The 13,670-nt window shown below is 68.4% G+C and carries 13 protein-coding genes; 10 read left to right on the forward strand and 3 right to left on the reverse strand.

The window, feature by feature from the left end:
- Positions 1-5: 5 nt before the first annotated feature.
- The 3 genes from HB681_RS17530 to HB681_RS17540 all read right to left on the reverse strand — a co-directional run bounded on the left by HB681_RS17530 (position 6) and on the right by HB681_RS17540 (position 3,400).
- Positions 6-1,487, reverse strand: a complete 1,482-nt coding sequence (locus HB681_RS17530; protein WP_213956136.1) for an efflux transporter outer membrane subunit — start codon at positions 1,485-1,487, stop codon at positions 6-8.
- 114 nt (positions 1,488-1,601) lie between these two features.
- Positions 1,602-2,600 (reverse strand): LLM class flavin-dependent oxidoreductase, encoded by a 999-nt coding sequence (locus tag HB681_RS17535; RefSeq protein ID WP_213956137.1) that lies wholly within the window; start codon positions 2,598-2,600, stop codon positions 1,602-1,604.
- An 86-nt stretch (positions 2,601-2,686) separates the two neighbouring features.
- A complete protein-coding gene (locus tag HB681_RS17540) occupies positions 2,687-3,400 on the reverse strand; it encodes a TetR/AcrR family transcriptional regulator (RefSeq protein ID WP_213956138.1) in 714 nt (237 codons plus the stop codon).
- 149 nt (positions 3,401-3,549) lie between these two features.
- On the opposite strand from HB681_RS17540, the gene HB681_RS17545 reads away from it, so the two are divergent.
- From HB681_RS17545 to HB681_RS38125, 10 genes are all read left to right on the forward strand, one after another.
- Positions 3,550-4,770, forward strand: a complete 1,221-nt coding sequence (locus tag HB681_RS17545) for an acyl-CoA dehydrogenase family protein (protein WP_213956139.1) — start codon at positions 3,550-3,552, stop codon at positions 4,768-4,770.
- Between the two features lie 22 nt (positions 4,771-4,792).
- Positions 4,793-5,308: a flavin reductase family protein gene (locus tag HB681_RS17550; RefSeq protein WP_213956140.1), complete on the forward strand. Its 516-nt coding sequence runs from the start codon at positions 4,793-4,795 to the stop codon at positions 5,306-5,308.
- A 70-nt stretch (positions 5,309-5,378) separates the two neighbouring features.
- Positions 5,379-6,485 carry an amidohydrolase family protein gene (locus tag HB681_RS17555; protein WP_213956141.1) on the forward strand — a complete coding sequence of 369 codons (1,107 nt, stop codon included), beginning with the start codon at positions 5,379-5,381 and terminating at the stop codon, positions 6,483-6,485.
- A gap of 30 nt (positions 6,486-6,515) precedes the next feature.
- A complete protein-coding gene (locus tag HB681_RS17560) occupies positions 6,516-7,625 on the forward strand; it encodes a porin (protein ID WP_213956142.1) in 1,110 nt (369 codons plus the stop codon).
- Between the two features lie 18 nt (positions 7,626-7,643).
- Positions 7,644-8,828, forward strand: coding sequence for an MBL fold metallo-hydrolase (locus tag HB681_RS17565; RefSeq protein ID WP_213956143.1), 1,185 nt, complete (start codon positions 7,644-7,646; stop codon positions 8,826-8,828).
- A gap of 38 nt (positions 8,829-8,866) precedes the next feature.
- Positions 8,867-9,679 (forward strand): alpha/beta hydrolase, encoded by an 813-nt coding sequence (locus tag HB681_RS17570; protein WP_213956144.1) that lies wholly within the window; start codon positions 8,867-8,869, stop codon positions 9,677-9,679.
- Positions 9,676-10,620 carry a VOC family protein gene (locus tag HB681_RS17575; protein WP_213956145.1) on the forward strand — a complete coding sequence of 315 codons (945 nt, stop codon included), beginning with the start codon at positions 9,676-9,678 and terminating at the stop codon, positions 10,618-10,620. The genes HB681_RS17570 and HB681_RS17575 overlap by 4 nt, the downstream gene beginning before the upstream one ends.
- A gap of 40 nt (positions 10,621-10,660) precedes the next feature.
- Entirely contained in the window at positions 10,661-11,536 is an 876-nt protein-coding gene (locus tag HB681_RS17580) for a fumarylacetoacetate hydrolase family protein (RefSeq protein WP_213956146.1), read from the forward strand.
- A 3-nt stretch (positions 11,537-11,539) separates the two neighbouring features.
- Positions 11,540-12,472, forward strand: a complete 933-nt coding sequence (locus HB681_RS17585) for a 3-keto-5-aminohexanoate cleavage protein (protein WP_213956147.1) — start codon at positions 11,540-11,542, stop codon at positions 12,470-12,472.
- 533 nt (positions 12,473-13,005) lie between these two features.
- Complete coding sequence (locus tag HB681_RS38125) at positions 13,006-13,620, forward strand: MBL fold metallo-hydrolase (RefSeq protein ID WP_345944696.1); 615 nt, start codon at positions 13,006-13,008, stop codon at positions 13,618-13,620.
- Positions 13,621-13,670 lie beyond the last annotated feature (50 nt).

Consider the following 13,670-nt stretch of genomic DNA (forward strand, 5'->3'; position numbering starts at 1 on the left):
TTTGGTCACCTGGCGGCGGATGCCACGGGGCCGGAAGTTGTGGGGCTGGCCGCGGTGCCGGCCTGGATCTGGCTGGCGTCCCAGCCGCCGCCGACGGCCTTGACCAGCGCGACGCTGGCGGCGTACTGGCGACCCTGCAACTGCAGCGCGGTGCGCTCGTTGTTGAGGGCCAGCGTCTGCGCGGTGATCACCGCGAGGTAGGTGGCAGTGCCGGCGCGATATTGCGCCAGCGACACGCGCTCCGCCACGCGCGCCGACTGCACGGCGGCGTCCTGCACGGTCCGCTCCTGTGCCAGCAGGTCGAGCGCGGCCAGGTTGTCCTCGACGTCCTGGAAGCCGGCCAGCACGGTCTGGCGGTATTGCGCGGCCGAGGCGTCGAAGGTGGCACGCGCCTGCGCCACTTGCGCGCTGCGCAAGCCACCGTCGAACAGCGTGCCCGCCAACGCGGCACCGAGCGACCAGACCTTGTCCGGTGCATTCAGCCAGTTGCCAAGCCCGACGCCCGCGAAGCCGGCCGCGGCCGACAGCGTGAGGTTCGGGTAGTACGCCGCCTGCGCATAGCCGATGCCGGCGTTGGCCGAGGCGGCGCGGCGCTCGGCGCCAGCGATGTCGGGCCGTCTTTCGAGCAGTTCCGAGGGCACGCCGACGGGCGTTTGCGGCAGCGTGAGCGCGAGCGCATCGGGCGGCAGCGAGAACTCGGAAGGCGTCTTGCCGAGCAGCACCGCGATCGCGTGCTCGAGTTGGCGGCGCGCGATCTCGATGTCGATCGCCTGCGCCTGGGCGGCCTGCAAGGTGGTGTTGGCCAGCTCCACGTCGGCGCGCGTGACGATGCCGGCGCGGTACTGGCTCTGCGTGATCTGCGCCGACTTCTTGAAGGCCTCGACCGTGCGCCCATAGAGCGCCTGCTGCGCGTCGGCGACGCGCAGCGCGATGTAGTCGGTGGCCATCGAGGCCTGCACCGCGAGGCGGGCCGCGGCAAGGTCGGCCTCGCTCGCCTGCGCCGTGTCGCTCGCGCCTTCGACGGCGCGGCGGACGCGGCCCCAGAGGTCCGGCTCCCAGCTCGCCTGCACTGACCACGCATGCGAGTCGCCGACCGTGGAGATGCCTTGCGCATTCTTCGCCCGCGCACGGCCCGCGCCGCCGCTCGCGCCCACGGTGGGATACCAGGCGGACTCGGCGCCTTGCACCAGCGCCTGGGCCTGCCGATAGCGGGCCTCGGCCAGCCGGATGTCCTGGTTGGCCGTATCGGCCTGCTCGACGAGCGCGTTGAGCCGGGTGTCGCCGTAGGCGGTCCACCACGGCTGGGTGGCATCGACGCTGCCCGGCGTGGCCGCCTTCCATTGGCCGCCGCCCTTTGCGTTGTCGCCGATTTCCTTGAAGGTCGGGGCGGTGACGCCCCCGGTCAGCGCGGGGCGCTGGTAGTCAGGGCCGACGGCACAGCCCGCCAGTGAAGCGGCTGCCAGGGCCAGACACAGTATTCGAAACATCGGCCCACTCTAGGAAGCCGGCACGAACGCCAGCCTGACAGCTACATGACAAATCTGTCAGGTGGGGAGCGCTGGCGCGGCGAGCCATGCGAGGCGGGCGCGCGGCTTCCCGGCTTAGACCTTCGACACGGCGCCTTCGCGCACCTCCGCGAGCAAGCCGTAGGAATGCAGCCGCGCCTGGTGGTCGAACACCTGCGAGGTGATCATCAATTCGTCGGCGCCGGTGCGCGCGATGAAGGCGTTGACCTGTTCGCGCACGGTGTCGGGCGAGCCCACCGCCGAGCATGACAGCACCGAGTCGAGCAGCGCCCGCTCGGCCGGCCCCGCGCGTTCGTAGTAGCCCTCCACCGGCGCCGGCAGCCGGCCCGGCCGGCCGCTGCGCAGGTTCACGAAGGCCTGCTGCCAGGACGTCGCATGGAAGCGCGCCTGCGCGTCGGTGTCGGCCACGAACACGTTGAACCCGAGCATCACATGCGGCTTCTGCAGCTGCGCCGAGGGCTTGAAGGTCTTCCGGTAGATCTCGATGGCCTGCATCATCTGCTGCGGCGCGAAGTGCGAGGCGAAGGCGTAGGGCAGGCCCAGGTGGGCAGCCAGTTGCGCGCCGAAGGTGCTGGAGCCGAGGATCCACACCGGCACTTCGAGTCCCATGCCCGGCACGGCGCGCACGGCCTGGCGCGGCGCCTTCGACATGAAGTCCATGAGCTCGACCACGTCCTGCGGGAACTGGTCCGAGTCGGAGTCGAGGTTGCGCCGCAGCGCCTGCGCGGTGCGCTGGTCGGAGCCCGGCGCGCGGCCAAGGCCCAGGTCGATGCGGCCGGGGTAGAGCGATTCGAGCGTGCCGAACTGCTCGGCGATCACCAGCGGCGAATGGTTCGGCAGCATCACGCCGCCGGCGCCGATGCGGATCGTCGAGGTGCCCGCGCCGACGTAGGCCAGCAGCACGGCGGTGGCCGCGCTGGCAATGCCGGGCATGCCATGGTGCTCGGCCAGCCAGTAGCGGCGGTAGCCGAGCTTTTCGCCATGCTGCGCGAGCGCGAGCGAGTTGCGGAAGGAGTGCGAGGCGTCGCCGCCTTCGCAGATGGGGGAGAGGTCGAGGATGGAGAGGGGAGCCATGGGCGCGATCTTGGCCCGAATGGGGCAAGCCGGGAGGGTGCAGGGATATTGCGGAGACTGCCAGGCACCCGACGGCGCATCCCATTTCAGGCGACCGGCGCGCGCGCGAGCAGGGTGTGGCCGTCGCCTCGCGCCTTGCTCGCCCAGCCCTCGAGGTAGTCGCGCGAGAACTTCACGCCGCGCTCGCAATGCCGGCTCGAGCAGCCCAGCGCGGCCAGCGCCATCCGCACGCTGCCGTCCATGTACGAATCCGGGTCGGCAACGCCATGGCCGAGCGCGGCGATGCCCGCGGCCGACGCGCCCATCATGAAGTCGACGGCGCTGTCGAGGTCCGTGAACGAGAACTGCCCGAGGTGGCGCCCGAGTTGCAGGTCCGCCGTCATGTAGTCGCGTGCCAGCAGCTTGTTCGCCTCGGAGCTGGAGCGCGTGACGAACCGCGCCCATGCGGGGTCGGCGACGGCGCGTTGCAGGAAGCCCCGGAAGCCGGTCGCGAAGCGCTGCCACGGCTCCTTCAACAGATCGTAGAAGGGCATGGCGTCGCGCGTCATCTGGTCGCTCAATGCCGCGGCCAGCGCCTGCAAGGCCTCGTCGAGCGACAGGAAGTGCAGGTAGAAGGTGCCGCGCGACACGCCTGCCTCGCGCACCACGTCCTCTATCGCCGGCGCGCGGTCGCCGGTCCTGGCGAAGACCTTCATGGTGGCTTCGAGCAGGCGCGAGCGCATCTGTGCGCGCTTGCGGGCGGCCACCTCGACGCGATGGTCTGGCGGCGCCGGCGCCTTGTCCTGTGCTGCATCGCGCATGGCTCTTCCTTCTTGCAATGACGATCCGTCAGTCTGATGGATCGGTGTTCTGACGTGGGGAATGTCCCGCTGGAATGCGGGGAGGTCGCTGTCTAAAGTGAACTCACTCGTCATTCTGACATTTCTATCAACCCAAGGAGACACACGCCATGCTGACCGCCACCCGCCCCGCCGCAACGCCCATTCACCTCAGCGACGCCCAGGCGCGCGCCATGCTCGTCGAGCGTGCGCGCGGCCTGCACGGCGTGCTCTCGAAGAACGCGCTGCAGACCGAGACCGACCGCCGCGTCGTCGAGGAGAACATCCAGGCCATGGCCGAGGCCGGCCTGTTTCGCACGATGGTGCCCAGGCGCTACGACGGCTTCGAAGGCTCGATCCGCACGCACCTCGAAGTGACGGCCGCCGTGGCCGAGGCCTGCGGCTCGTCGGCCTGGGTGCTGGCATTGACCAACGTGTGCAACTGGTTCGCGAGCCTGTACGGCCAGCAGGCGCAGGACGAGATCTTCGGCGCCAACCCGAACGCCCGCGTGGCCGGCGTGCTATCGCCATCGACGCAGGTGCAGCGCGTCGAAGGCGGGCTGAAGGTCTCGGGCAAGTGGTTCTGGTCGTCGGGCTGCATGCACGCCGACTGGGGCATGCTGGGCGTGCTCGAACTGGACAAGAACGGCGCGCCGCTGAACCAGTACATGGCCGTGATCCCGATGAGCGAACTGAGCATCGAGAACACCTGGTTCACCGCCGGCATGAAGGGCACCGGCAGCAACTGCGTGGTGGCCAACGATGTGTTCGTGCCGACACATCGCCTGCTGTCGACGATGCCGGCGGTGCACGGCGACTACCCCACGCCGTTCAAGGACGAGGCGGCCTACCGGGCCGCGTTCATCCCGGTGGCTGCGCTGGTGCTGGTGGGCGCGCAACTCGGCATGGCGCGGGCCGCGCTCAACTACGTGATCGAGAAGGCCTCGCAGCGCGCGATTGCCTACACCTCTTTCAAGAAGCAGTCGGACTCGGTCGCGTTCCAGATGCAGATCGCCAAGGCCGCGCTGAAGATCGACACCGCGCACCTGCATGCCTTCCGTGCGGCGGACGACATCGATTCCGCGGCGCAGCGCGGCGAGTACCTCGACTACAAGACGCGTGCCCGCGTGCGTGCCGACACCGGCTATGTCGCGCAGTACGCCACCGACGCGATCAACATGCTGATGACCGCGCACGGCGCCGGCAGCTTTGCCGATGCCAGCCCGATGCAGCGCATCTGGCGCGATGCCAATACCGCCGCGCGCCATGCCATCGTGCTGCAGCCCGTGGGCGACGAGATCTACGGCAAGGCGCTGCTCGACGCCGAGAACACCGTCACGCCGCTGGTCTGACCCACGACGCGCAGGCACCCCGATGGCCACGAGTTTCGACCCCAAGCTGTTCCGCGACGTGATGGGGCACTTCGCCACCGGCGTCACGGTGGTGAGCTACCTGCACGAAGGCGATCCGTGCGGCATGACGGCCAATGCGTTCATGTCGGTGTCGCTGGACCCGCCGCTCGCCGTGATCTCGGTGCGGCGCGCGGCGCGCTTCGCCGCGGTGGTCAAGGAAGGCGACCGCTTCGGCGTCAACTTCCTGCTGGAAAGCCAGCAGGACCTGAGCACGCATTTCGGCGGCCGCCCGGTGGCCGGCAGGCCCTCGCCTTTCGAGACGCACGACGGCACGCCGCTGCTGCGCGACAGCCTCGCGCAACTGGTGCTGAAAACCGTCGACGTGCACGAGGCCGGCGACCACCTGCTCTACATCGGCCAGGTCGAGCACATGGCGCTCGGCGTGGAGCGCAAGCCGCTGGTCTTCTACAGCGGCGCCTACAAGCAAGTGAACATCCACGCGCCCCAGGTCTTCTGGGCCAGCAACGACGGCTGGTGACCTGACGCACCGCGCCGGATCGTGCCGCATCGCGCCGGCCAGAACACAACAACCACAACGGAGAGAGACCATGGATTCGAAACACGCACAGGGCCGTCGCGGCTTCCTGGCGAGCAGCGCTGCGCTCATCGCCGGCACGGCGGGCGCCCAGCCTGCGCCCGCACCCGCACCCGCAGCCACCGCACCCGGACCGCAGCGCCGCATCGACGTGCACGCGCATTTCCTGCCCGAGAAGTACCGCAGCGCACTGGCCGCGGCGGGCCACGCGAAGCCGTCGGGCATGCCCGGCATCCCGAAGTGGAGCGTCGAGCAGCACATCGAGATGATGGACCGCAACGACATCGCGTCGTCCGTCCTCTCCATCTCGGCGCCGGGCCTTCACTTCGGCGATGACGCGGCAGCGCGCGGACTGGCACGCCACGTCAACGAGGAGGGCGCGAAGGCGATGCAGGCGCATCCGAAGCGCTTCGGCCTGTTCGCATCGCTGCCGCTGCCCGACGTCGACGGCGCGCTGAAGGAGATCGACCATGCCTTCGACGTGCTGAAAGCGGATGGCGTGGCGCTGGAGAGCAACTTCCACGGCGTGTATCTGGGCGACCGCCGGCTCGAACCGGTGTTCGCGGAACTGAACCGCCGCAATGCCAAGGTCTTCATCCATCCGACCAACCCGCATTGCCCGTGCTGCCAGGTGCAGCCCAAGGGCGAGGACGCGGCGTCGCTGCCGCCGATCGGCTACCCGTATCCCATGATCGAGTTCATGTTCGAGACCACGCGCGCGGTCTTCAACCTGATCCTCTCCGGCACGCTGACGCGCAACCCGAACCTGCAGGTCATCGTGCCGCACGCGGGCGCCACCCTCCCGGTGCTGGCCGACCGCGTGGCCGGCATCGCGCCTGCGCTGGGCCTGGCCGAGAAGCTCGACCCGAAGCATGTCTTCGACCTGCTGCGCGGCATGCACTACGACCTGGCGGGCTTCCCCTTGCCGCGGCAGTTGAAGGCGCTGCTCGAGATCGCCGATCCGCAACGCATCCTGTACGGCAGCGACTACCCGTTCACGCCGGAGCCGCTGGTCGCCGCGCTCGCGGCACAGCTCGATGGCAGCCCGCAGATCTCGAACCAGCTGCGGCAGGACTTCATGCGCAACAACGCGCTCGCACTGTTCCCCAAGTTCGCCTGACACGTCTGCGCACGAGAACAACACAAAGCAATGAACAAGAACATATTCGCAGCGACGGTCGCGGCATTCGCGGGCGTCGCATCAGCCCAGAGCACGGTCACCCTGTTCGGCGTGGTCGACGTGGACATCGACCACTTCAGCCAGAACGGCGTCAGCAGGACGATGCTGTCCCACAGCGGCAACGCGCCCAGCCAGATCGGATTTCGCGGGACGGAAGACCTTGGGGATGGCCTGTCCGCCAACTTCTGGCTGGCGAGCAGCACCTCGCCCGACGACGGCGGCACGCGCCCGATGGACTTCGCATTTCGCAGCACGGTCAGCCTGGCGGGCCCGTTCGGCGAGGTCCGACTGGGCCGCGACTACCCGCCCGGCTCTCTGAACCAGGGCGTGTTCGACCCCTTCCGCAACATGGGGCCCGCCTCGGGCGCCAACATCACCTTGCCGGTACTGCCGGGCGTGCTGGGCACCGGCTCCAACCCGACGACTTCGATTCGCGTCAGCAACTCGATCCAGTACCTCTGGGGCTTCGCGGCCAACGCCCAAGCCGTCGTCGGGACCGGGTTCTATGGCAGCGTGATGGTTGCACTGCCCGAGAACGTGACCGGCAAGCCGCCGATCGGGCGCTACGCGGGTGGCCGTGCCGGCTACGCCGTCGGCCCGTGGAATGTCGCTGTGGCCTACGCCGAATCAAAGGGTCCCTTCGGTACGCTGGGCCCCCGCTACGGCACGCCGACGACGTTCAAGGAAAGCAATCTGGGCGCCTGGTACCAGTTCGACAACGTCAAGTTGATGGGCCATGTCGGCGCCAACGATTCCGACGTGCCCAACACGCGCTTCACCCATTGGGCCGTGGGCACCGAGATCACGATCGGCGCCGGCTACATCCCGCTCTCGTACATCGCGGCCAGGCAGAACAACGCGGCGAACAGCAGCGTGGAGCAGATCGCCGCAGGCTATGTCTACTTCCTCTCGCGACGCACTTCGCTGTACACGTCCATCGCCCACATCAAGAACAAGAACGGCGCCACCTTCAGCTTCGTCGGTGGCAATGGCGGCTCGTTCCCGGCGCTGACGCCGGGCCTGATTACGTCGAAGGGCAATGGCACGGGCTACGACTTCGGCATGCGCCATTACTTTTGATCGACCGGGCGCTTGCAAATGAAAAAGCAGTTCATCGTTGCCTGCACCGCGGCCCTCGTGGCCGTGCTGGCCGGCGGCTTGGCGCAAGCGCAGCCCGCTGCATCGCAATCGGTCGCGCAGGAAGCCGCAAGGGAAGCGGCGCAGCGGCCCGCCCGTTCGCGCCCTCGCACCAACCTCGTGCTGCTGGGCACGGCAGGGGGCCGCACGTCGTGGAACGGCACGCCGCTCGCGGGCATCGCGTCGGCGCTGGAAGTCGATGGCGACGTGTACCTGGTCGACTTCGGCGAAGGCTGGGCGCGACGCTACTTCCAGGCCCGGCTGGGCGCGCGCTTCGGCAACCAGGGCATGGCCGCCCTGCGCGCCGCCTTCATCACGCACATGCATGCGGACCACGTCATCGGCTACCCGTCGCTGTTCACCTTCGGCATGACCGATGGCCTGGCGAATCGCAAGGTGCCGATGAAGGTCTTCGGGCCCGGTCGCCGCGGCGCGCCGATCCCCATCCCCGGCCCGGACCAGACGGCGGCCGGCACGCTGGTCGCACCGGGCAATCCGAATCCGGGCACGGTCGACATGACCGAACTGGTGATTCAGACCTTCGCCAGCGACATCAACACCGGCATGCGGGAAGGCCGCAAGCCCGACCCGCATTCGCTGGTGCAGGCCTTCGACATCCGGCTTCCGGACGGCCTCGCGGTCGACCCGAACGCCGAGACGGCGCCGTCGATGGAACCGGTGCTGGTCTACGAGGACGAGAAGGTCCGGGTCACCGCCGTCCTCGTGAGCCATGCGCCGGAGTTCCTGTGCTTCGCCTACCGCTTCGACACGGCCGATGGGGCGGTGGTGTTCTCGGGCGACACGGGGCCGGACAAGAACCTGGTCCGTCTCGCGCGCGGGGCGGACGTGCTGGTGCACGAAGTCATCGACACGGCCTGGATCGACTCCTTCCTGCCCAAGCCGCGCAACGCAGGCGCCGAGGCCGTGGCGCGTCACCTGGTCCATTCGCACACCGCGGCGGAAGACGTGGGCGGCGTTGCGCAGGCCGCCGGTGTCAAGACACTGGTGCTCAACCATTTCGGACCGGCCGACGCGAGCCCCCAGCGCTGGGCGCGCGCGCAGGACGGCTTCACGGGTCGACTGATCGTGGGCAACGACCTGATGCGCATCGGTGTCGGCGCGCCGATCGACGGCCGCCTGCCCTGACCTTCAACCACCCATCACTGACAAGAAAAGGAAACACCATGATCGAATCCAGAACCGTGCACACCGAAGGCGCCGACATCGCCTTCGACATCGAGGGCCAGGGCCCGCTGCTCCTGCTGGTGGTCGGCGGCAACGGCGACAGCCGGCTCTTCACGCAGCTCTCGGCGCATCTGGCCGACCGCTACACCGTCGTCAAGTACGACCGCCGCGCCAACTCGCGCAGCACCGGCGACTTCGAAGGCGAAATGGACATGGCGCAAGCCGGCCGCGATGCGGCCGCAGTCATCCGGGCGCTCGACCGCGGACAAGCCTTCGTGTTCGGCAACAGCGCCGGCGCCAACATCGCGCTGAAGCTGACCGCCGACCACCCGCAACTCGTGCGCGGCCTGGTCGACCATGAGCCGCCCATCACCGACTTCCTGCCGGAGCCCGATGCCGGCAAGTGGCGCGCATTCTTCGACAAGGTCAGCGAGACCTTTCGCACCAAAGGCGCGGGGCCGGCGATGGGCCTGTTCGCCTCGTCCTTCGTCGGCTTCGACCAGACCGTGACGGTGCCTGGCGACCAGCCTGGCGGCAATCACGACCGATTCCTGGCGCATGAGTTCCAGCACATCAACAGTTACGTGCCGGACCTCGATGCGCTGAGGCGCGGCGGCGTTCCCATGGTCACGGCTGTGGGACGTGCCAGTGGCGACGCCTTCTACGCACAGACGGCGCGCGAGCTTGCGCGGCAGTTGCCGTGCCCGTGCGTGGACATCGTGGGCAATCACCTGGGCTACCGCTTCGAGGCGGAAGCCTTCGCCAACGAGCTGGACCGCATCATCCAGGCCTTGCCCGCGAGGTCCGCATGAACGAACACCGCAGGCGCGATCGGCTGGGCATCCACTCGATCGGCGAATTCCTGATGACCGTGCCCTCGCTGGACGATGCACGGCGCTTCTACGGCACCTTCGGGCTCGACGTCAGCGACGAGCACGGCGGCCTGGCGTTGCGCACCCATGGCAATGACCATGTCTGGGGCCGGCTGCGCGCGGGGCCGCACAAGAAGTTCGAGCAGCTCACCTTCCACTGCTTCGAAGACGAGCTGGATGCGATGCGCCGGCACATCGAGGCGCAAGGCGTCGCGCTGCTGCCCACGCCCGAGGGTGCGCCCGCAGGCGGCCTGTGGCTGCGCAGCCCCGACGGGATGCTGCTGCAGGTTCGCGCGGGTGCCAAGACCGCCCCCGATGCTGTCACGCATCAGAGTTCGCCATTGCCTTTGGACGGCACGCGCTGCGCGCCCTATCGGCGGCACGCAAGCCTGGTGCAACCACAGCGGCTGTCGCACATCGCGCTCACCACGTCGAGCGTGCCGGCCCAGATGGACTTCTACACGCGCGTACTCGGCCTGCGCCTGTCCGACCATTCGGGCGAGGGCGTCGCCTTCCTGCATGGCGCGCATGGCAGCGACCACCACCTGGTTGCGTTGGCGGCCAGCGCCGGGCCGGGGCTGCATCACCTGAGCTGGGACGTGCCGACCATCGACCAGGTCGGCCTCGGCGCGATCACGATGCAGGCGGCGGGCTACACCGACGGCTGGGGCGTGGGCCGTCATGTGCTGGGCTCCAACTACTTCTACTACGCGCAGGACCCGTGGGGCAGCTTCTGCGAGTACAGCGCCACCATCGACTACATCCCCGCGGCAGTCGACTGGCAAGGCCTGGACCACCCGCCCGAGGACTCGTTCTACCTGTGGGGGCCGGACGTACCGCCCGCGATGTTCGCGTACTCCGAGGCGGGCGCCTGGGCATGACCTCCATAACTTCTCCTTCCCATTTTCTCGAAGCGAAACCATGAGACTCGTCACATTCAACTGCCGCGGCCACCAGTCGATCGGCAAGGTCATCGGCCAGCAGGTCATCGACCTGCCCGCGAGCGATGCATCGCTGCCGCGCACCATGCGCGAACTGCTGCAGGCGGGCCCCGCCGCGATGGCGCGTGCGCGCGCCGTCGATGCCAGCGTCGGCGTCAGCTACCCGCTGGCCGACGTGCGGCTCGATGCGCCGGTGCCCAACCCGTCGAAGTACCTCGCCATCGGCATGAACTACCGCAAGCACGTGGCCGAGGCCATCGCCGCCGGCATCAAGGTGCCGGACAGCCAGGTCTGGTTCAACAAGCAGGTCTCGTGCGTGCATGGGCCGTATGAGCCGGTGCAGATGCCGCGTGCCTCCGACAAGCTCGACTACGAGGCCGAACTCGGCGTGATCATCGGCCGCCGCTGCCGGCACGTGTCGGTGGAAGACGCGCCTTCGGTGGTCGCGGGCTACGTGGTCTGCAACGACGTGTCGGTGCGCGACTGGCAGATGCGCTCGCCCACGATGATGCTCGGCAAGTCCTTCAACACGCATGGTCCCTTCGGCCCGTGGATCGTCACAGCCGACGAGGTGCCCGACCCGCATGCGCTGCAACTGCGCATGAAGCTCAACGGCGAGGTGCGCCAGGAGATCTCGACCGGCGAGATGATCTACGACATCTGGGCCCAGATCGCCTACCTCTCGACCGTGATGACGCTGGAGCCGGGCGACGTGCTCGCCACCGGCACGCCCTCGGGCGTCGGCGTGGGCATGACGCCGCCGTCGTTCGTCAAGGTGGGCGACGTGATGCGCGTGGAGATCGATGGCATCGGCCACATCGAGAGCGTCGTCGTGGCCGAGCCGGCTGGGGGTTGAACCATGGCACGCAAGGTCATCATCTCCTGCGCGGTCACGGGCTCGATCCACACGCCGAGCATGTCGCCGCATCTGCCGGTCACGCCCGACGAGATCGCCGAACAGGCCATCGCTGCGGCCGAGGCCGGCGCGTCCATCCTGCACCTGCACGCGCGCGATCCGGTCGACGGCCGCCCCGCGTTCGACCCCGTCATCTACCGCCAGTTCCTGCCGCGCATCCATGCGGCCACCGACGCGGTGATCAACATCACCACCGGCGGCTCGATCACGATGACGCTGGACCAGCGCATGGCCGGCGCGCTCGACATCTCGGCCGAGATGGCGTCGTGCAACATGGGCTCGATGAACTTCGCGATCTTTCCGGTGCTGGACAAGATGAAGGAGTTCAAGCACGACTGGGAGCGCGACTACATCGAGGGCACGCGGCGCAACATCTTCCGCAACACCTTCGCCGACATCGAGGAGGTGCTGCAGCGCCTGGGCCAGGCGCATGGCACGCGCTTCGAGTTCGAGTGCTACGAGGTCGGCCATCTCTACAACCTCAAACACTTCGTCGATCGCGGCCTGGTGCATGGGCCGATCTTCCTGCAGTTCGTGCTGGGCGTGCTCGGCGGCATGGGGCCGGACCCGGAGAACCTGGTGCACATGAAGTGCATCGCGGACAAGCTGTTCGGCGAGAGCTACCAATGGTCGGTGCTCGGCGCCGGCCGGCACCAGATGCCGCTGGTGACGCAGGCCGCGCTGATGGGCGGCAACGTGCGCGTGGGGCTGGAGGATTCGCTGTCGATCGGCGCCGGGAAGCTGGCGACGTCGAATGCGCAGCAGGTGACGTTGATCCGCGATGTGCTGGAGCGGTTGGGGATGGAGATCGCCTCGCCTGACGAGGCGCGCCAGATGCTGGGGCTGAAGGGGCGGGAGACGGTTCGGCTGCCTTGAAATGCCGCTCGTTGCGACCCCTTCACATCGCCGTCAACCCACTCACAGAGACACTCCATGAACACTCTTGATCGCCATCCTTCGTCCAACGCCATCCTTGCGAAGGCTTCGGCACGCGAGCAGCCCGAGGCCACGCGCCGTGGTGTGCTCCGCTTCGCCGCCAACGCAGCCCTGCTGCTCGGTGCAATGCCCATCGTGGGCTGCGCTTCGGGTGATCGCACCGGATCGACGGCCAACACGTCGCCCGCGTCGAATGCAGGCAAGGATCCTGCCAATCGCCTGGTGCTGCTCGGCACGGCGGGCGGGCCGCCGCCGCGCCTGGACCGCGCGCAGCCTGCCAACGTGCTGGTCGTGAACGGCGAGCCCTATCTGGTCGACTGCGGAGAAGGCACGCTGAACCAGCTGGAGCGTGCCGGGATCCGGCATTCCGCGGTCAACAGGATCTTCATCACCCACCACCACGACGACCACAACGCGGGCGTGTCGCCGCTGCTGGGGGTCGCCTGGAGCAATGGCAAGCGGGCGCGACCGACGTGTACGGCCCGGTCGGCACCGTGGGACTGGTCCGCTCGGCGATCGACTACGGCCGGGCGAACGCAACCATCCGCCGCGTGGACGAAGGCCGCAAGCAGCTGCCGCAGACGCTCTGGAAGGGCCACGACGTCAGGCCCGGCGCGGTGTACCAGGATGCCAACGTGCGCGTGACCTGCGTGGAGAACACGCACTTCGAGGTGCCGGATGAGCAGTCGCTGTCGTACCGCTTCGACACCGCCAGCCGCTCGGTGGTTTTCTCGGGCGACACCGGCTACAGCGAGAACGTGATCGCGCTGGCCAAAGGCGCCGACGTGCTGGTGCACGAGGCCATGCACCTGGAGGCTACGCGCGCCATCCTCCGGGGCATGTTCCAGCAGCAGGGACGGCCACCGGCCGAGGTCGAGTCCCTGATCACCCATGTGCTGACGAAGCACACCTCGACCGAGGACGTCGGCCGCGTCGCCGCCGCCGCCGGCGTCAAGCTGCTGGTGCTGAACCACCTGATCCCGGGTGGCCTGGAGAAGCAGCCGCTCAGCGACGACGACTACATCGCGGGTGTTCGCAAGTTCTACAGCGGGCCGGTGATCGTGGGACGCGACCTGCAGGCGATCTGAGTCCATTGCAGGGCGGCGCGTGTAGGCGATGCCCGAGACCACGCGTTGTG

The organism is Variovorax sp. dw_954, assembly GCF_018449755.1.
Lineage (GTDB): Bacteria > Pseudomonadota > Gammaproteobacteria > Burkholderiales > Burkholderiaceae_C > Variovorax.